The sequence below is a fragment of the Lederbergia galactosidilytica genome, from assembly GCF_017873565.1.
Classification (GTDB): domain Bacteria; phylum Bacillota; class Bacilli; order Bacillales; family Bacillaceae_C; genus Lederbergia; species Lederbergia galactosidilytica.
Genome location: NZ_JAGGKH010000019.1, coordinates 24,270 through 43,685, shown reverse-complemented (window position 1 = coordinate 43,685; position 19,416 = coordinate 24,270). Strand labels below are relative to the sequence as shown.

Genomic DNA, 19,416 nt, shown 5'->3' with positions numbered 1-19,416 from the left:
ATAGATTTTTCTCAATTCTTACAGTGGATGAAATTTCTTTTTTTGTAAATCCTAATAGAAAAAGCCAAGAAGAAGGTGTTAGAATGCATACAATGTGGAAAGGAAGCATAAGTTTTGGCCTTGTAAACATTCCAATTAAATTACATGCAGCGACGGAGGATAAAGATATTAAGTTTCGTTCCCTTCATAACAAATGTAACACTCCTATTAAATATGAAAAAATTTGTCCTGTATGTGAAGAAGAGGTAAAAGTTGATGATATTGTAAAAGGGTATGAATTAACAAAAGGAAAGTACGTAGTAATAGAACAAGATGAATTAAAAGCTTTAGAAGGGGAAAAAGGGGAAAAGGCTGTAGAGATTATTGATTTTATTCAATTAAATGAAATTGACCCCATTTATTTTAATCGCAGCTACTATATGTCACCAGACGGTGGGGCTAAAGCTTATGGGCTTTTACGTAAAGCTCTAATGGAAACTGGTAAAGCGGGTCTTGCTAAAATAATCATTCGCTCAAAAGAGCAATTAGCTGTTATCCGAGTATACGAAAAAACATTACTTATGGAAACAATTCATTATCCTGATGAAGTTAGGAATGTTGCTGAGGTCCCTAATGTACCGAATGAGGATGGGGTGTCTAAAAAGGAAATTGATACAGCCGTTTTATTAATTGATCAATTAACGACCCTATTTGAACCAGAAAAATACGAAGATGAATACAGAAACCGAGTAATGGAGCTTATTCAATCAAAGCAAAAAGGGGAAAAAACAGTCACAGCGAAAACAGAAAAGCCAACAGAAAATATTACAGATCTGATGGCAGCATTACAAGCGTCTATTGACAAATCAAAGCCTGAAAAGAAAACAACAAAACGAAAAAAGACTACAAAAAAAATAGCAGAATCTAAATAATATATATGCATGAACCCATGGAATACCAAGAATTTTGGCGAAAAAAGACGAAAAAGTTTTTCGTCAATTTCTTGCTTTTTCCATATTTCTCATGTATGATGAAAGTGCTTAGCATAAGCTGATTAAAGTTTAATATTTCTAATTAATCCTTTATAGCAGATACCAGCTACAATCTTTATTTTGGAGTTAAAATTCACATGTTATAATGAATATCTGCTCCTAAAAGTGGGTATTGATTATAATATGTGATTTTTTATTTACATGGTAAATATGAAGAACATATTAAAAATTTTTTGGAGGTTTTATACGAATGGCAACAGGTACAGTAAAATGGTTTAACAGTGAAAAAGGCTTTGGCTTCATCGAAGTTGAAGGCGGAAATGATGTATTCGTTCATTATAGTGCAATCAGTGAAGAAGGCTTCAAGACACTTGACGAAGGTCAACAAGTTGAATTTGATATCGTTGAAGGTCAACGTGGCCCACAAGCAGAAAACGTTGTAAAACTATAATACGAAAAACCTAACTCATCATGAGTTAGGTTTTTTTATGAAATCTTTTAGATAACCGTTATTGAAGCGATTTGTATTCTTACTACTGTCTATATTTCTTGTCCTTATAATTCGTCAAATCCATTCAGATCACTGGTTTTAGTGTATTGTCTTGATTTTTGTTCAAAGAAATCTGTTTTAGTATCATCAAAATTATCCACGTACGCGCGGATCCATTTCATTGGGTTCTCCGTATGATCTTGGTAAATTTCACTTAAACCTAATAAACGTAGCATTTTATTGGCACGGTACTTGATATAGCCTTCCATTTCTAATAAATCAATACCATCAATATTTGCAAGAATATAATGGCTCCATTTTGTTTCTTGTTCTACTGAATGCCGGAATTGGTCATAAACCCAATCTGTAAATTCGCTTGTGTTGTATTCAGGATGCTCTGCTAAAGTCGCCCGGAAAAGTTCACTAATAAACCTTCCGTGCTGTAGTTCATCTCGGTTTATATAGCTAATCATCGTCGAAGTGCCGACCATTTTTTGGTCCCTAGCTAAATTATAGAAAAAAGCAAAACCTGAATAAAAGAATAATCCCTCTAATAAAGTGGTATAAACCATTGCCTTTAAAACATTTAATATAGTAGGATTTTGGGCGAATTCATTATAGATTTCCATAATGCGGCTATTTCGCTCTAATAACACTTCATCCGTGCGCCCAGTCTCAAAGGATTCAATTTGTTTATCCAAAGTAGTTACAGAGGAAAGAACATAGGCATAGCTATGATTATGCTCACTTTCCTGATCAGCAATTGTTGCCATCACAGATTTAACAGATGGATCTGTTGAATATTGTGAGATTCTAGCTGCCATATCAGTTTGTGGACCATCCAAAGTAGCTAATAAGCCAATAATTTTCAGGAAAGCAGTTTGTTCGGAAGCTGTTAAATTCGGAAACTGCTTAATATCGTGAGTCATATCGACTTCACTTGCACGCCAAAATAGGGCGCGAATTTGCTCGCGATGTTTATAAAAATGAGGATACTTTAAATCATTCCAATTTAAAATCCCACTTGCTTTTCCACCGAAAAGGGCGGTAGAGCGGTTTGGATTCATCGGATCTAATATATTTACTTTACTAAGCACTGTGGACAATGTTCTATAACTCCTTCCGTCCATTGGATGACTTTTTCTTCCTGTGATCCTCTTGGACTTTGTTCTATTTTTAATGGGGGATAGGGAGAGTGATAGAATTTTGCCAGCTTTTTAGCAGCATGACAAAATAAATCATCTCCCCCAAATTGGGTATCACCTGTTCCAAATACAAAAACATTAGGAGGTTTATAACCGATTTCGTATACAAAATCCTTCACTTCATCAGGTGTCGCCCCTTTATCCCATGTAAAACTGCCAATCATGAAAACGTCATAGTGAGAAGGATCGGGGATTTTTCCTGCACCGATCCAATAGAGATCAGTGCAGAAATTTTCTTGTTGCAATCTTTGATTAATTAATTCGGCGACTTCCTTTGTATTGCCACTATAACTGGCATAGCAAATTAAGATTCGCACCATTCACACTCCTCGATATCTGAAGCGGTTGATCGAACATAATAAGTCGTTTTCAATCCCGAATCCCAAGCTTGTAAATGTAAATCAAGCAACACTTTTGCCTTAATATTATTTGGTACATAGAAGTTAAAAGAGATAGATTGATCAATATGGCGTTGCCTAGCGGCGTTTTGTTGCACAGACCAACGTTGATCCACAATATAAGCAGAACGTCTATACACATCGTATGTGTGATGATTCAAGTCTGGTGCAACGAATGGCAGTTTATAGTCCTTCTTTTCTTCATAATAAAAAGGTTTGAAAATTGGATCGATACTAGCTGTTGAACCTGCAATAACGGAAGTGCTAGAGTTTGGAGCAACAGCCATTAAATACCCATTCCTTAAGCCGAAGTTTGCAGCATCCTCCATAATGGATTTCCATTCTTCGTCATTTTCATATCCGCGTTGTGTAAAATACTGTCCAGTTTGCCAGTCACTCCCAGCAAACAGTGGATAAGCTCCTTTTTCTTTTGCCAAATCAATGCTTGCTTTGATGGTCAGCTTCGAAATACGTTCATATAATTGATCAGCGAATTCAACAGCCTCTTTAGATTCCCATTTCAAATTTTTAAGAGCTAGGATATGATGCCATCCGAAGGTACCTAATCCAATTGCGCGATATTTTTTATTGGTGATCATCGCTTGCTTGACATCAATTGTATTAAGATCAATGACATTATCTAACATCCGCACTTGAATAGGAATGAGCCGTTCTAAGATTTCTTGTTCCCCATCAAGCTGAACAGTTTTCCCAAGATTAATAGATGAGAGATTACAAACGACAAAATCTCCTGGTTTTTTGTACGTAATAATTGTTCCATCTTCTACAATTTCTTCTGTTTGCAGAGTAGGGGACATGTTTTGCATAATTTCTGTACAAAGATTACTTGAGTAAACCATCCCAGCATGTTTATTTGGATTTTTTCGGTTTACTTCATCACGATAAAACATAAAAGGTGTACCTGTTTCAAGTTGTGATTTCATAATACGTACCATAATTTGAATGGCAGGAATTTTTGTTTTCTTTAACTCCGGATGTTGAACACACTCTTCATATTTTTCTCTAAAACTACCATTTCCTCTTTGTTCATCATAATAATCCTCTAGAGAAAAACCTAATACATTTCTCACTTCATGAGGATCAAATAAGAACCAATCTTCACGATTTTCTACTTTCTCCATAAACAGATCAGGTAGATTTACTCCAGTGAAAATATCATGTGCTCGTTGCCTTTCATCACCATTATTCAATTTTAAATCTAAAAATGACAAAATATCAGCATGCCATACATCAAGATAGACGGCAATAGCCCCTTTTCTACGGCCAAGTTGGTCCACACTAACCGCCGTATTGTTTAATTGTTTTATCCATGGGAGCACACCCGAAGATGCGCCTTTAAAGCCTTTTATAGATGAACCACGACTTCTAACTTTTCCCATATATACTCCGATGCCACCGCCATCCTTAGAAAGTCGGGCAACATCAGTATTACTATTGTATATCCCAATAAGGGAGTCTTCGACTGTATCAATAAAGCAGCTAGATAACTGTCCATGAGCAAGTCCAGCATTTGCTAATGTTGGGGTTGCGACAGTCATATAAAGATTAGATAAAGCCCAATATGCTTCAGCAATTAATCCAAATCGTTTTTCCTTTGGCTCATCTTGCATTAGATGCATGGAAATCACTAACCAACGTTCTTGTGGTAGCTCGTATGTATTTTTTTGATGATCTGTTGCTAAATATCTCGTGGCCAAAGTATGGAGACCAATATAATCAAATAAGAAATCTTTTTCAGGGTCCATTAAATTGGAAATACGTTCAATTTCCGCTTTTTCATATTTTTCTAGAATTTGCGGCGAATAAATCCCTTTGTCGCTTAATTGTCTTATTAATGAATAGAAATCACCGTATTTTTGTTCCTGATTATATCCGCGATTTAAGCTCGCTTGTCTATAAAGTTTGTGTAAATAAAGTTTTGCCGCTTCAAAACTCCACTGGGTATTAACTTCATCAACATTTTCTAATGCCGTATTAATTAAAATTGTGGTAATTTCGTCCGTGTTGATTTGTACTTTTGATTCAATTGCTCGGATGACTTTCTCTATATATTCCTGGGATTGAATAGAAGTTACTTTTTGAATATAAGCCTGGATTCGCTCCTGGCTGAAGTGGGTAGGATGTGTTTCTTGCTTTGAAATAATTGTAGTCAATGAAATTCACCTTTCTATCAATATAATTAAATCAGAAAGCTCAACCGTCTTTGGGGAGTGGGCGGCAAAGCATTCCAACCCTGTGCAAGGAGAAATATTTATTAGATCATTTCTCAAAAAACTTACGGACAGGATAATCATTAGTATAAAAAATAAAAAATTCGCCATAGAAAAAGGCGAATTAAACGATAGGAAAGAAAGGCAATTATTCACTATCGTTTCACCTTCTCGTTCCCCGAAGAAATGAAACTCCGACAAATAAAAGGGAGGTCTCCTGGCTCATGCATCATCCTAATGGGGCCTTCCCAGTTCGATTATTTCGAACCAGTGGCTAATCCGGTCGTTCGCATTTACAGTTGCGGGGACAGCTCCGGAATTTCACCGGATTCCCTATTAAACCCTATATGGGTGCCTTCATTTGTTGAAATCAATATATAGTGTTAGTGTATAGAGTAAAACACAAAATGTAGTATCTTTTATGATATTAACATGATTGATGTTTAATAGCAACCATTACAAATTTAAAATTGTCCAAAGCTAATCATGCCATTTTTCTATAATATTTGGCAATTAATTTGATTTCAGCAAATTATTCCGAGGCTGGGACAAAAGTGTTTTCGCTTAAGTAAAGTCCGAACTATTAGCGTGAAAATAACCCACTCCCGAAATATACATCGCTTTCCGAAGGCCTACAGGATGTGGGTCATGCAGGCGTTGCGGCAGGACGGCGGGAACTTAGCCTGCGTTCCCTAGTGTCAATCCTTCTCAGGCTTTGGCTGCTCCCCTAATGTTGGACGCTCCATCCAACATTAGGAGGTCTTGAAAATGTCCAAGTATAGTAATGAGTTTAAGCTACTTGTAGCCCAACGGTATGAAAATGAAATCATTAGTTATCGTGACCTGGCAAAGCAATCCGGCATTGACGATTATTTAGTGTTTACTCAAGAAACAATCGATGTAAACTTCTTCGACAGTCCAGCTTCATTTTTTAAAGCATAGATAATAATATTATGCTTAAAAGGGAGATGTCAATAAGATAGGAATTCTGTCCGCCGATTTTGTTGAAAAGATAAAAGGATGAGTGAATGATATCTTAAAAACAGAGGACACTTCTGCTCTAAAGGGAAAGGTATCTCTAGATCTTTGAAGGAAATCCGTAATAATCTATTAATAAATGGAACCACAAACTTTTAAAGATTACTAGACGTTGAAAAATCTTATGATGTGGGGCAAACAAGAGAGGATTATTTGAACTTATAAAAAAGAGTTACACGAAAGATTTGAATAGACTTTTATAAGAATACTTAATCTCCTTTGGAAATGAAGCGGCAGGTAAGTGTAATAAAAGGGAAGCAGAAACGGGTAGTAAGTTAATACTACCTATCTTGGGGCAGCTTTTAGCAAATGCTAAACGAGCACATTGTATAGCGTTTTTTATATTCAAATGATGAAAAACGGCGAGGAACTACTAGAATAGAATCCTCGCCGATTTGTTTTAATGAATGCTAAACTGTAAAAAATTTTCTGTTGAAAAAGCAGAAACTCCAAGTGCGGCAGAGTAGGAAGATAGATTAGAGAACTTAATTTGTAAATCATCTTCTTGAAAAAATTGAATCCGGTCAGCTAATTGACTTTCTAACGAAGTTTGAATCCATTTTTTTGTGCTAGCCATTCGGTTTCCAATCACAATCTCTTGGGGATTAAAAATATTAATGATGTTATTTAACCCCACTCCGAGATATTCCCCGATCCTATTAAATAAATATATGGCTTTTTCATTACCATTTTCGGCAAGATCTAGTAAATACTCAAATGAGAGATCAGTTTGATCAGCTGAAAGGAGGTTTAATTTTTTGGCTTGTTGAATAAGCGCCTGTTCCGAAGCGTATAACTCCCAACAGCCCTCATTTCCACACCGACAGAGATCTCCTTTCACATTGATTGACATATGTCCGAGTTCTCCGGAAAAGCCATTATTTCCTTTATATAATTGACCATTTAAGATCATACCTACCCCAATCCCGATCCCAACACTTACATAAATTAAATGATTTGAATCTTTCCCAACACCATATTTTTTTTCCCCGTACGCTCCAGCATTGGCTTCATTCTCAATAATCGTCGGAATCTTGAATTCTTCTTCTAATATGGACTGAAGTTCTATATTTTTCCAGGACAGATTAGGAGCAAGTAATACTTTCCCATCCATATTTACTGTTCCTGGTACGCCTACACCAATTCCGATAATCCCATAAGGACTCTTTGGCGTAGATTGAATTATATTGTGTATCATGGAAAAAAGCTTTTCTTGCCACACTTCAAATGATTGTGAATTAATATTTATCTGTTTCTCTAAATGGATATTCCCATTTAAGTCAGTTAAAACACCAAGTAAATAATTAACGCCAATGTTGATTCCAATTGAATAGCCAGCAGTCTCGTTAAAGAGAAGCATAACAGGTCTTCTCCCGCCGCTAGATTCACCTGGTCCTGATTCATAAATGAATTTTTCTTCTATTAATTCATTAACAAGGGAAGAAACGGTCCCTTTATTGAGTCCGGTTTTAGTAGCAATTTCTGCTCTGGAGATAGGAGAAGATTGGATCACAGTTTTAAATACTAAAAATTTATTTTCCTTTTTAACAACATGTTGATTCCAGGTTTTTTCGCTCTTCATGATTTTCAGCTCTTTCAATTTAAATTATTTATTTAGTATACACTTAGTTTATCCGATAGACAAACTTAAAAATGATTGGTATAATACATTTGCAAGCATTTACATGATACTTAAATTTCAAGGAGGTTTCAATATGAGTTACTTTAACAACATTGGTAAAATTAATTATGAAGGACCGAAATCTACAAACCCTTACGCTTTTAAATTTTATAATCCTGAGGAAATAGTCGGCGGTAAAACAATGGAAGAATATCTCCGATTTGGGGTAGCCTATTGGCACACATTTGTAGCAGATGGTTCAGACCCATTCGGAGTTGGAACAATGCAGAGACCTTGGGATCAATACGAAGGCATGGACCTTGCTAAAGCCCGTCTTGAAGCAGCATTTGAGTTTTTTGAAAAATTAAATGTCCCTTATTTCTGTTTCCATGATGTTGATATCGCGCCCGAAGGAAATAGTTTAAGAGAAACGTACAAAAACTTAGACACGATTGTAGCATTGATGAAAGACTATATGAAAGATAGTAAAACAAAGTTACTTTGGAATACGGCTAACAACTTTACAAACCCACGTTTTATTCATGGTGCCGCATCCTCTAATCATGCAGATGTATTTGCCTATTCAGCGGCAAAGGTTAAGAAAGGATTAGACATTGCTAAAGAATTAGGGGCTGAGAATTACGTATTCTGGGGAGGGCGTGAAGGATACGAAACTCTCCTTAATACGGATATGAAGCTAGAACTTGATAATCTCGGTCGTTTCTTCCATATGGCTGTCGACTATGCAAAAGAAATTGACTTTGATGGTCAGTTCCTTATTGAGCCAAAACCAAAAGAGCCAACCACACACCAATATGATTTTGATGTAGCAAGTGGTTATGCGTTCTTACAAAATTACGATCTTCAAGATCATTTTAAATTTAATATTGAAGCAAACCATGCAACACTTGCAGGTCATACTTTTGAACATGAATTACATTATGCTCGGATACACGGTATGCTAGGTTCAGTCGATGCTAACCAGGGGCATCCACTATTAGGCTGGGATACGGATGAATTTCCAACTGATCTTTATTCTACAACCCTAGCAATGTATGAAATTATTAAAAATGGCGGACTAGGAAAAGGTGGACTAAACTTTGATGCAAAAGTTCGCCGTGGTTCTTTTGAACCTGAAGATCTATTCCATGCTCATATTGCTGGAATGGATGGATTTGCTGTTGGGCTTAAAGTGGCGCAAAAACTAGTCGATGATAAAGTGCTAGATGATGTGATTGAAGACCGTTACAGCAGTTATAGAGAAGGAATCGGTCTTGATATTGTCCAAGGAAAAGCTGATTTCCATCAACTTGAAGAATATGCATTAGGATTGAAGGATATCCAACATCAATCAGGCCGACTAGAGAAAATTAAAGCAACAATTAACCAGTATTTACTAACAGCATTTGCTGGTGAATAAACCGAGTACAAGAATGAAGGTGACACTATGAAATATGTGATTGGTGTTGATTTAGGCACAAGTGCTGTAAAAATTTTATTAGTGAACCAAATAGGTGAAGTGGTAGAAGAAGTTTCCAAGCCTTATCCACTCTATCAAGAGAAGACAGGCTATAGTGAGCAAAATCCCCAGGATTGGGTTGATCAGACAATCACCGGATTGTCTGATCTCTTGCAGAAATTCACTGGTGATGCAGAAGATATTGAAGGGATTAGCTTTTCAGGGCAAATGCACGGCCTAGTCTTGCTAGATACAGAAAATGAGGTTTTGCGACCTGCGATCCTTTGGAATGATACCCGGACAACAGCAGAATGTAAGCAGATCTATGAACAAGTTGGCGAAGAACGTCTACTCACTATTACAAAAAATCCAGCTTTAGAAGGGTTTACATTACCTAAAATCTTATGGGTGAAAAAGCATGAACCAGAAATATTTAAGCAGGCTAAAACATTTGTACTTCCGAAAGACTATTTACGTTATAAATTAACTGGAAATATTCATATGGATTACTCGGATGCTGCCGGAACACTTTTGCTTAATGTAAGTGAGAAGGTATGGAGTGAGGAAATCTGTGATTTAGTGGAAATTGATCCTACACTATGTCCGCCGTTAATAGAAGCCTTTGATGAAGTAGGAACAATTACAGCAGAAATGGCTGAGAAAACTGGACTTTCACCTTCTACTCGCGTGTTTGCAGGTGGAGCTGATAATGCGTGTGGTGCCATTGGGGCAGGCATATTAGAAGATGGTCGTACATTGTGTAGTATTGGAACATCCGGAGTAGTATTGTCTTATGAAAAAAGCGATGATAAGGATTTCCGTGGTAAAGTTCATTATTTTAACCATGGTGCCCCCAATGCCTATTATACGATGGGAGTTACATTAGCAGCTGGCTATAGCTTAAGCTGGTTTAAAGATGTATTTGCGGCAGAAGAATCCTTTGATGATTTGTTAGCAGATATTCAGACTGTGCCAGTTGGTTCAAAAGGCTTGCTTTTTACTCCATATTTGGTAGGGGAAAGAACTCCTTATGCGGATGCTGCGATTAGAGGAAGCTTTATCGGAATGGATGGTTCCCATAGGCGCAGAGATTTTGTTCGTGCTGTATTAGAGGGGATTACTTTTTCACTAAATGAATCGATAGATATCTTTCGGAAAAATGGGAAACAAATTGATACTATCATCTCAATTGGCGGAGGAGCTAAAAACAGTGAATGGCTTCAAATTCAAGCCGACATTTTTAATGCTAAGATTATAAAATTAGCTAGTGAGCAAGGGCCAGGTATGGGGGCTGCTATGTTAGCTGCCTATGGTTGCAATTGGTTTGAATCTCTAAAGGAATGTGCCGATGCCTTTTTGAAGGAAGAGCAAACTGTTTTACCTAAGCAAGAGAATGTTGAGAAATATCAACAATTGTTTAACATTTACCAAGAGATTTATCCGCAAACGAAAGAAATTAATGAACAACTTAAAGCATTTCGAGATTAACAGATATTACTTCAAGCCTAGACTGTAGACAAACTAAGAAACGCGTCTACAGTCTTTTTATTTTCTGAAAGCAGGTTTTTCATAAATGCCAAAAGGGTCTGTTCACCAAGAATTTCCTTTGCTATTTGTATCAACTATCTTAATAGTTCGTATTTTCACTTAAAAATATATTCAGTTCCTTTCCCTTTTGCTCAATCTTTAATCAACTCTAACTACACGTCTTTAATCGGCCCTTTACCATGGCTGGGTTTCCTGGCGACAGTCTATTAGTTCTACCAATATTTTTAGATCGGTATAATAAAAATGTTTTATATAAGACTAATCAGGATAGGAGTATTAGAGAACAAAGAAGGAGGATGGATAATGAATCAAACTCATGAGTATCAATCACTATTAACTGTTTTACATGAATGTATGGTTGCGTGCAACACTTGTTATCAAGCTTGTTTGCAAGAAGATGATGTTCAGAAGATGACTGAGTGTATTCGCTTAGATAGGGAATGTGCCGATTTCTGTTCTTACTTTGAGCAAGCAATTTCTAGAGGAACAGCCTATGTTTCTGAGTTAGCTACTACCTGTATTACAATTTGTAAAGATTGTGGAAACGAATGTAAGCAACATAACCATGATCATTGTCAAAAGTGTGCAGAAGCTTGCTTAAAATGTGCAGAAGAATGTCAGAAGCTACTTGCATAATATTTTCTTTTTAAAGGTTTGTCTTAATATGGGCAAACCTTTGTTTTATGAAATCAAAGATAAGGAGGATGGAGTTATAGTCAACAGCTAGAAAGTGAATGGATTTCCCGATATCAGCGCTTTTCTTTTAAAAAGAATATTCCTCGTGTAAACTAGAGAATAAAAATAAGTTATCAGGATGATGTAATAATGGAACAGCTAAAAACAAAAATTCTCATTGTTGAAGATGAAGAGAAAATTGCCCGTTTACTTGAAATTGAACTCACTTATGAGGGGTATGAAACAGGGAAGGCTCTAGATGGTCTGGAAGGATTAGAGATGATCCGTGAACAATCTTGGGATCTTGTATTGTTAGATGTGATGTTACCAAGTCTAAGTGGCATTGAAGTATTGCGAAGAATAAGAGCTCATGATCAAAAAATGCCTGTAATTTTATTAACCGCAAAAGACTCTGTTGAAGATAAAGTTTCTGGGTTAGATTTGGGAGCTAATGATTACTTAACAAAGCCCTTCCAAATTGAGGAATTATTTGCCCGAATTCGTGCTGCTCTAAGGCTAACTAAACAACAAAACGACGTAACTATGCCAGAAGATTGGTTGAAAGTTGGGAATTTGAAATTAAGCGAGGCAACGAGAGAAGTTTATCGGGGGGATGATACCATAGATCTTACGCCACGAGAATTTGACTTGCTTACATATTTAATGAAGAATGAAAAAATCGTTTTAAATCGAGAGCAGCTTTTAAACGGAGTATGGGGTTATGATTATTATGGGGATACCAATATAGTTGATGTTTATATTCGGTATTTGCGCAATAAAGTCGATAAACCGTATGACCATGCACTAATACACACCGTTCGCGGTGTTGGTTATGTATTAAAGGATAAAATATGAAGCTAAGAACTAAAATAAATTTATATACTTCAGCACTTATTATTGTTCTATTAGTATTAATTAATGGATCGATTTATTTTACCTTCAATCATTTTATTTTAAAGAACGAACTAGAAAAGACTACTTTTCAAGTTCTAAATATTGCCAGAGGGATGAAGCAGACGGAGTCAAGCGCGGCAACTAAAAATGCGTTAAGAGCTTATGTACCTGTTAATAGTATGATTCGTATTGTTAATCAAGATGGAACAACCGAAACAGCAACAACTGCTAAAAATCAAGAAAATCTAATCGATTTACCAATATCGTATTTAGGAAAAGAACAACATGAGATCGTCAAAGAGAACGGAATCGTCTATGCATTTGTTTCTATTCCACTTATTTGGGTACCTACCGGGGAAGTGGTAGAATTACAATTAACAGAAAATCTCTCCTCCTCTGTGCATATTTTATCCATTTTAAAATGGGTATTGATTATCATTACAATTTTAGCGGCAATCCCTGTTATTTTTTCATCACGGTTATTAGGAAATTTGATTACTAGACCAGTTGCTAATTTAATTCGCACAATGAATGATATACGTGAGAATGATCAATATAAACTTATAAATCTGCCTAAACCATCTAATGATGAGCTTTATCAAATGGGAAAAACATTTAACGAAATGATACTTCAATTAGAGAAGAATTATGAGAAACAAGAAGATTTTGTATCTAACGCTTCCCATGAGTTAAAAACCCCTCTTACTATTATTGAGTCATATGCTAGTTTATTAAAACGCCGTGGGAAGGAAAGAGAAGAAATTTTTGATGAATCCGTAGAAGCAATACAATCAGAAGCGATCCGGATGAAGGAATTAACCCAACAACTCTTACTTTTAGCAAAGAATGATCAATGGAAAGTAGAAGTAACTCAAGTGGATTTAAAACAAATAGTAAAAGAATCTGTTCAGTCTTTCCATATGGCTTTCCATCGGGATATCCTTCTACAAGTTGAGCAACCTATTGTTATTCAAACGGATTTACAAAAACTAAAACAACTTTTGTATATTTTAATGGATAATGCCTTAAAGTATAGTGAAGGTCAGGTAGAAGTGAAAATAAGCACTTCGGAAAAATACGGAATTATCGAAATTATAGACAATGGGATTGGAATTCCAGCAGATGAATTATCGAAAATATTTGATCGTTTTTATCGAGTGGATAAGGCGAGATCACGAAAATCGGGTGGATTTGGCTTAGGCCTTCCCTTAGCTAAAGAAATTGCCAATTCAATAAATGCAAAACTAGATATGAAAAGTAAAGAAGGTCAAGGGACAACTGTGCAAATTATCTTACCTAAAGCCTTTTAATATTTCTGATAGCGTGATTTGCGGGGTTATCTACTGTTGAGAACGAGCAATTCTCATTAAATTCTCATGAATAGGGAGTAAAATGGTTAAAAAAATGGAGAAGGATCAATTTATGAGAAAAAAATTTATAAAGCCGTTTATTATCTTCATTAGTATAGTGGTGTTAACCTTTGCAATTTGGCAATTGTTTCAATATAAAACTTTAGCTGAACCTGTAACAACAGCTGATGCTGAAAATATTGTTACTGATATTTACAAAGGAGAAATTAAAGAAGTAACCAATACAACTAAAAATTTTGTCGTGACAATCGAATTAAATACCGGAACATATGAAATTAAATTAGATCGCCAATCAGGAGATATCCTTAAAGTTAGCAGACTTAAAGAGGTAGAACCAAACGTTGATAAGGAAAAACCTGTTAAACAGGATGATGCCATTTTTCCCACTCCTAATGATGATGCTAATATTATTATCCCAAAGGAAGAGGCCGTGAATATTGCATTAAAAGAAGTTAAAGGTGATGTAGATGATGTCGACTTTGAAGAAGAAGACGGAATCAGCTATTATTTTATTGAAATTGAGCGGTCAGATGATATGGAAGCCACGATACAGATCAATGCGGTTACAGGAGAGATAAAAACTATTACATGGGATGATTAAAATTGGCAATTGTCATTCTCATGAAATTCTCATTATCCTATTCTTCTTTCCTCATTTTATTTGATTATGATAAAACTATGATCAAGGAAGGGAGAGTAAAAAATGAGTAAAAAATTAATGATTCCATTTATAGTAGTTGCTGTTATTTTTAGTGGTGCGCTTGGAGTAGCAGCCATTTCTAACTCAAGTACTACTGAAGCTGAGGTTACGAATAGTGGTAATGGTTCCGTGGATGAAAAAATAACAGAGACAGGTTTGATTTCATTGGAGGAAGCACGTGATATTACGCTACAAGAATTTGATGGAACAATCCAAAGTATAGAGCTTGATAAAGATGATGGCCAGTTTGTTTATGAAATAGAAGCAAGGGGTGATTCGCATACGAGAGTAGAGCTAGAGATAGATGCTAAAACAGGTGAAATCGTTGAATTTGATTATGATGCAAAGGATGTTGAATCAATTTCATATGAAGATATTACATTGAACGGCTCTAATACAGAAGGGACTATTTCACTGAATGAAGCTGTATCTATTGCTATAAAAGATACTCCAGGAGATATTACCGAAATTAGCTTTGACTCTGATGATAAAGAATATGAAATTGAACTATATTCAAATGAAGATCAAGTGGAAATAAAGATTGACTCTCGAACTGGAAAAATTAAATCAAAAGAAGTGAATGATTAAGTTTAAGAAGTAATCCATGAACGGATTTGTCTTATTGGTCGACAAACGGCATTGGGAATGTCTTTCTCCCAATGCCGTTTCGATTTTACATCTCTTTGAGAAACTCTAGCTACTTTATAGCATATCTGGCATTTCCATGTCTATCTAGATAGAGATAAAGCAGGAAAGGTCGCTTTCCGCGGGCACGGCTTCAGCCGCTTCCCTCGCTGCGCACAGTCCAGGGTCTTCAGCTCGTGCTGTTCCCGCTGGAGTCGCCGCTCTCCGCTCCAATCAACGGTGTTTCCTATTAACTGAATGAGGTGATGGATATGATGACGAAGAATCAAATTAATGAACGCGAACAGCTGGAAATGCTGGCAATAGAGCAGTTGGTTCCCCACGACCATCTGGTGCGCAAACTGGATGCGGCTATTGATTTCTCCTTTATCTATCCATTAGTCGAAGATCTTTACTTAACCATTGGGAGACTCAGCATATATCCTGGCCATTCAGTATACCTTCCGCATCCGTTCCATGCGCCAGACAATCAAGGAAATTGAAACGAATGTGGCATATCGCTGGTTCCTTGGCCTTCATGCAGAGGTTCCTCACTTTTCCACGTTCGGAAAAACCTATGTGCGTCGATTTGCAGATACAGATCTATTCGAGCAGATCTTCTATAAAGTTCTAAACGAGGTGACAAACCGCGGGCTTCTCAGCCTTGACCATGAAGTAGGACGTCCAGTCATCGTTGCCGTTGATGTTAGGGGGGTTAAAAAAATGTCCATGCAGGCGATGCTGACTTTTGCTGCCTTAAATCTTATGAAGCTGGCCAGCTGGACTTGGATTACGCCAACCATGGCGTAATAGAAACATAAGGAGAGCATTTATGGCTCTTTTTAAGAGAATTATCCTGTATGAATAGCAAAAGGGTTGGAATTTATTTTGATTTCCAACCCTTTTGTCTTTTTTTATGCTATGGGACGAAGCGAGTTAATGAATTATCGTAGAAGTTGAGCGATCTTAGTAGTTTCTATATAATAAAACAAGAAATTGGGATTTTATGTTGGAAGGAGTAAAGAACCGGTGAAGAAGTTTGAATTAACTGATAGACAGTCGCGTATTTCTCAAAGGGAAGCATGGATTGGGGTTGGATTAGTGTTCTTTCATTTTCTTTGGTGGTACGGATTTGCCTATGGGTTAGGTAATAAACCAGTAGAGGACTACCAATATGTACTAGGTTTTCCGGCTTGGTTTTTTTATAGCTGTATTTTAGGATTTATCATCATTTTTTTATTAGTAGTCATTTTTGTAAAGGTATTTTTTCGTGATCTATCTTTTGAAGAGGAGGAGCAGGATTGAATATTCAAGTTATTATTCCACTTCTTCTATTTCTAATTATTATTTTTATAGCTGGTTTTTATGCGGCGAGATTCGTAAAATCCTCTGATTCATTTATTCAGGAATATTTTTTGGGTAGCCGACAATTAGGTGGCTTTGTATTAGCTATGACGATGGTAGCGACCTATGGAAGTGCAAGTAGCTTTTTGGGGGGACCAGGAGCAGCTTATCACTATGGGTTAGCGTGGGTGTTACTCGCAATGTCCCAAGTTGTAACAGGTTATTTTATTTTAATGGTGTTAGGCAAAAAGTTTGCTATCATGGCAAGAAAATATAAAGCCGTCACATTGACCGATTTCTTACAAAGTCGTTATCAATCCAAATGGGTAAGTATACTATCTGCCGTTAGCATTACGATTTTTTTATTTTCTGCAATGATAGCCCAGTGGGTGGGAGGAGCAAGGCTGATTGAGTCAGTTATCGGTGTATCATATTTATCTGCTCTTGTAATCTTCGCAGTTTCTGTATTAGTTTATGTTGTCGTTGGCGGATTTCGAGCTGTGGCAATTACCGATAGTATTCAAGGAATCATTATGTTAGGTGGGACGGTTGTTTTAATTATTGCCGCCATTATTGCTGGCGGTGGTATTGATACAATCATGGCAGAATTAAGAAACGAGAATCCCAATTTATTAAGCCCATATGGTTCAGATCGAAGTTTAACTCCATTATACCTATCATCATTTTGGATATTAGTCGGTGTTGGTGTAGTAGGTCTCCCACAAGTAGCAGTAAGGGCGATGTCTTATAAAAATTCGAGTGCTATGCATCGAGCAATTATAATCGGAACTTTTGTCACGGGTATAATCATGCTTGGGATGCATTTAGCTGGAGTGTTTGCCAGAGTGATAATTCCTGGTTTAGAAGATGCGGACACAGTAATGCCATTACTAACTCTTGAAATATTGCCCCCATGGGCTGCAGGAATTGTATTAGCAGCTCCCATGGCAGCGATTATGTCTACGGTGGATTCATTATTATTATTAGTTTCATCCGCTCTTGTGAAAGATCTTTATTTAAATTTTATTAATCCAAATGCAAATATAAACAAAGTCAAGAAAATCAGTCTCTGGGTTACAGCCATGATAGGAGTGGCCGTTTTCTTTTTGGCAATACAACCTCCTGATTTCTTAATTTGGCTTAATCTTTTTTCTTTCGGAGGATTAGAAGCAGTATTTATTTGGCCAATTGTATTAGGATTATATTGGAAAAATGCCAATAGATATGGCGCAATTAGTTCAATGGTGGCTGGAATGGGCACGTATATTTGTTTCCATCTCTTCTGGCCAAATGCTTTAGGGATGCATACTGTTGTACTTCCTGTACTAATATCTTTAATTGTCTTTGTGCTTATATCAAAACTAACTACAAAACCAACCTTAAGCTTATAACTTTCATTCTAAAACGGGTTTCACTTTTGTGGCCTGTTTTTTTTCTTCTGGTTTTATAGCTTTAAAGGAAAGCCAAGCACCAATCACACTAAGTACACCTAATAAAATGATCATATCAAGGATTTTCCCTTTCATAAGCAAAGCAATGACAGGTGGGCCAGCGGCAACACCCAGAAAACGCATAGAACTGAAAATCGAAGTAATTGTCCCTCTCATTTCTTTTTCAATGCTTTGTGTCAAAATTGAATCCAGACATGGTAAAGCAGCGCCAATTCCAATTCCGCAAACGAGGAAGACAACAATTAAATAGATAAACTTCTCAGAAAACAATGTAGCGCCAATGGATATTCCTGTCAAAACAATGCCGAAAAATGTAATCCATTTCATTCTCGTTAAATTGTCTTTTATTACCTTCCCAGCTATAAAAGAAGCTGCACATAAGGCTGCTAAAGGTATAGCGAGAAGGAATCCTTTTTTTACTCCATCGTAATGATATTTATCCTCCAAGATAGATGATAAATAAAAAAGCAAACCGAATAGAACAAACATAAGAATGGCGCCAATAATAAAAACAGCGGTAAGCCATCTCCAATGCTGTTTAAATATTACTTTAATATTTTTAGTGAAACGGCCGAATGAAAGCTCGTGATTATCTCCTTTAGGTTTTTTAACAAAAAAAACGATTAATAGTAAAGATAAAAGGCTTAGCACCGGAATGGCAAAAAAAGGCATAAACCAAATAATTCCTGCAATTAATGAACCTAAAATCGGGCTCAGTACTTTACCAAAAGTATTCGAGGTTTCAATAATACCCAACGAGGCACTTGCTTCAGCTTCTTCTTTGCATATATCTCCAACTAAAGGTAAAACAATTGGAAAGGCCCCTGATGCACCAATTCCTTGAAAGATTCTTCCAATAATAATCCAAGTAAAGGCAGAGTCAAGTTGCCATCCTGCCCATCCACATATAATTCCTCCAATCCCAGTTAAGATCAGCGAGGGGATGATCACAATTTTCCTACCGTATTTATCGGAGAGAAAACCAGCAACTGGGATTAAAAAAATGGAAACAATTGAATACACAGTTATGATCAAACTAGATTGAAATTTAGAAATATCAAGTTCCTTTTCCATTAAAGGCAGTAGTGGAATTAACATTGAATTTCCCAGAGTCATGATTAGTGGAATAGAGGCTATTGCCATAATAGCGAGCTTCTTATTTGGTTTTCTATTCGTATTATTTAATTCTGCTTGTTTGTTATTTGTTTCCATCGTTTTTTCCTTTCAATCATAATAATTTTACTATTAACAGATTTTTTCTTTTTATCCTGATAAACGTCTTTTTCGAAGAAATCTAACTTCGGATTTATTGGACAAAAATGGAAAGGATAATAAGGAAAGAAATCCCAAACAAAATCATTGCATTTTTATGGAATCATAGTAAGATTGATATGGTT

17 protein-coding genes, 1 pseudogene and 1 riboswitch are annotated in these 19,416 nt (G+C 36.3%); of the genes and pseudogenes, 13 read left to right on the top strand and 5 right to left on the bottom strand.

Annotated elements, in window-relative coordinates:
- The first annotated feature begins 83 nt into the window (after positions 1 to 83).
- Complete coding sequence (gene ku, locus J2Z23_RS17575) at positions 84 to 911, top strand: non-homologous end joining protein Ku (protein ID WP_209974712.1); 828 nt, start codon at positions 84 to 86, stop codon at positions 909 to 911.
- A 310-nt stretch (positions 912 to 1,221) separates the two neighbouring features.
- The gene (locus J2Z23_RS17570; protein WP_057988128.1) at positions 1,222 to 1,422 is read left to right on the top strand and encodes a cold-shock protein; all 201 of its coding nucleotides are present in this window, start codon (positions 1,222 to 1,224) and stop codon (positions 1,420 to 1,422) included.
- A 104-nt stretch (positions 1,423 to 1,526) separates the two neighbouring features.
- Here J2Z23_RS17570 and J2Z23_RS17565 read toward each other — a convergent pair whose 3' ends face one another.
- The 3 genes from J2Z23_RS17565 to J2Z23_RS17555 are packed head-to-tail and all read right to left on the bottom strand — an operon-like array spanning position 1,527 to position 5,238.
- On the bottom strand, positions 1,527 to 2,591 hold the full coding sequence (locus J2Z23_RS17565; RefSeq protein ID WP_057988127.1) for a ribonucleotide-diphosphate reductase subunit beta: 1,065 nt from the start codon (positions 2,589 to 2,591) through the stop codon (positions 1,527 to 1,529).
- The gene (locus J2Z23_RS17560; RefSeq protein WP_420795707.1) at positions 2,543 to 2,983 is read right to left on the bottom strand and encodes a flavodoxin; all 441 of its coding nucleotides are present in this window, start codon (positions 2,981 to 2,983) and stop codon (positions 2,543 to 2,545) included. Before J2Z23_RS17560 ends, J2Z23_RS17565 begins: the two co-directional genes overlap by 49 nt.
- Positions 2,971 to 5,238, bottom strand: a complete 2,268-nt coding sequence (locus tag J2Z23_RS17555) for a ribonucleoside-diphosphate reductase subunit alpha (protein WP_082881282.1) — start codon at positions 5,236 to 5,238, stop codon at positions 2,971 to 2,973. The genes J2Z23_RS17560 and J2Z23_RS17555 overlap by 13 nt, the downstream gene beginning before the upstream one ends.
- A gap of 247 nt (positions 5,239 to 5,485) precedes the next feature.
- Positions 5,486 to 5,668, bottom strand: a riboswitch (cobalamin riboswitch).
- Positions 5,669 to 6,063: 395 nt separating this feature from the next.
- Between J2Z23_RS17555 and J2Z23_RS17550 the strand changes: the two genes are divergently transcribed.
- Positions 6,064 to 6,237 (top strand): transposase, encoded by a 174-nt coding sequence (locus J2Z23_RS17550; protein WP_128738532.1) that lies wholly within the window; start codon positions 6,064 to 6,066, stop codon positions 6,235 to 6,237.
- Between the two features lie 496 nt (positions 6,238 to 6,733).
- Here J2Z23_RS17550 and J2Z23_RS17545 read toward each other — a convergent pair whose 3' ends face one another.
- A complete protein-coding gene (locus J2Z23_RS17545) occupies positions 6,734 to 7,915 on the bottom strand; it encodes an ROK family transcriptional regulator (protein WP_057988123.1) in 1,182 nt (393 codons plus the stop codon).
- Between the two features lie 133 nt (positions 7,916 to 8,048).
- Here J2Z23_RS17545 and xylA point away from each other — a divergent pair, with 133 nt between their 5' ends.
- From xylA to panF, 10 genes and pseudogenes are all read left to right on the top strand, one after another.
- Positions 8,049 to 9,374 (top strand): xylose isomerase, encoded by a 1,326-nt coding sequence (gene xylA, locus J2Z23_RS17540; RefSeq protein WP_057988121.1) that lies wholly within the window; start codon positions 8,049 to 8,051, stop codon positions 9,372 to 9,374.
- A 27-nt stretch (positions 9,375 to 9,401) separates the two neighbouring features.
- The gene (xylB, locus tag J2Z23_RS17535) at positions 9,402 to 10,901 is read left to right on the top strand and encodes a xylulokinase (protein WP_064468009.1); all 1,500 of its coding nucleotides are present in this window, start codon (positions 9,402 to 9,404) and stop codon (positions 10,899 to 10,901) included.
- Between the two features lie 363 nt (positions 10,902 to 11,264).
- Positions 11,265 to 11,597: a four-helix bundle copper-binding protein gene (locus J2Z23_RS17530; protein ID WP_057995705.1), complete on the top strand. Its 333-nt coding sequence runs from the start codon at positions 11,265 to 11,267 to the stop codon at positions 11,595 to 11,597.
- Positions 11,598 to 11,786: 189 nt separating this feature from the next.
- On the top strand, positions 11,787 to 12,491 hold the full coding sequence (locus J2Z23_RS17525) for a response regulator transcription factor (protein ID WP_209974710.1): 705 nt from the start codon (positions 11,787 to 11,789) through the stop codon (positions 12,489 to 12,491).
- A complete protein-coding gene (locus J2Z23_RS17520) occupies positions 12,488 to 13,840 on the top strand; it encodes a sensor histidine kinase (RefSeq protein ID WP_064468008.1) in 1,353 nt (450 codons plus the stop codon). Before J2Z23_RS17525 ends, J2Z23_RS17520 begins: the two co-directional genes overlap by 4 nt.
- 112 nt (positions 13,841 to 13,952) lie before the next feature.
- The gene (locus tag J2Z23_RS17515) at positions 13,953 to 14,501 is read left to right on the top strand and encodes a PepSY domain-containing protein (RefSeq protein WP_209974708.1); all 549 of its coding nucleotides are present in this window, start codon (positions 13,953 to 13,955) and stop codon (positions 14,499 to 14,501) included.
- A 102-nt stretch (positions 14,502 to 14,603) separates the two neighbouring features.
- A complete protein-coding gene (locus J2Z23_RS17510; protein WP_064468007.1) occupies positions 14,604 to 15,188 on the top strand; it encodes a PepSY domain-containing protein in 585 nt (194 codons plus the stop codon).
- A gap of 308 nt (positions 15,189 to 15,496) precedes the next feature.
- A pseudogene (locus tag J2Z23_RS17505) lies at positions 15,497 to 15,896 on the top strand (transposase); the annotation flags it as partial.
- Between the two features lie 357 nt (positions 15,897 to 16,253).
- Positions 16,254 to 16,529, top strand: a complete 276-nt coding sequence (locus tag J2Z23_RS17500) for a YhdT family protein (RefSeq protein WP_057995700.1) — start codon at positions 16,254 to 16,256, stop codon at positions 16,527 to 16,529.
- The gene (gene panF / locus J2Z23_RS17495) at positions 16,526 to 17,959 is read left to right on the top strand and encodes a sodium/pantothenate symporter (protein ID WP_057988108.1); all 1,434 of its coding nucleotides are present in this window, start codon (positions 16,526 to 16,528) and stop codon (positions 17,957 to 17,959) included. Before J2Z23_RS17500 ends, panF begins: the two co-directional genes overlap by 4 nt.
- A 3-nt stretch (positions 17,960 to 17,962) precedes the next feature.
- Here panF and J2Z23_RS17490 read toward each other — a convergent pair whose 3' ends face one another.
- Positions 17,963 to 19,231: an MFS transporter gene (locus J2Z23_RS17490; RefSeq protein ID WP_057988106.1), complete on the bottom strand. Its 1,269-nt coding sequence runs from the start codon at positions 19,229 to 19,231 to the stop codon at positions 17,963 to 17,965.
- Between the last annotated feature and the right edge of the window lie 185 nt (positions 19,232 to 19,416).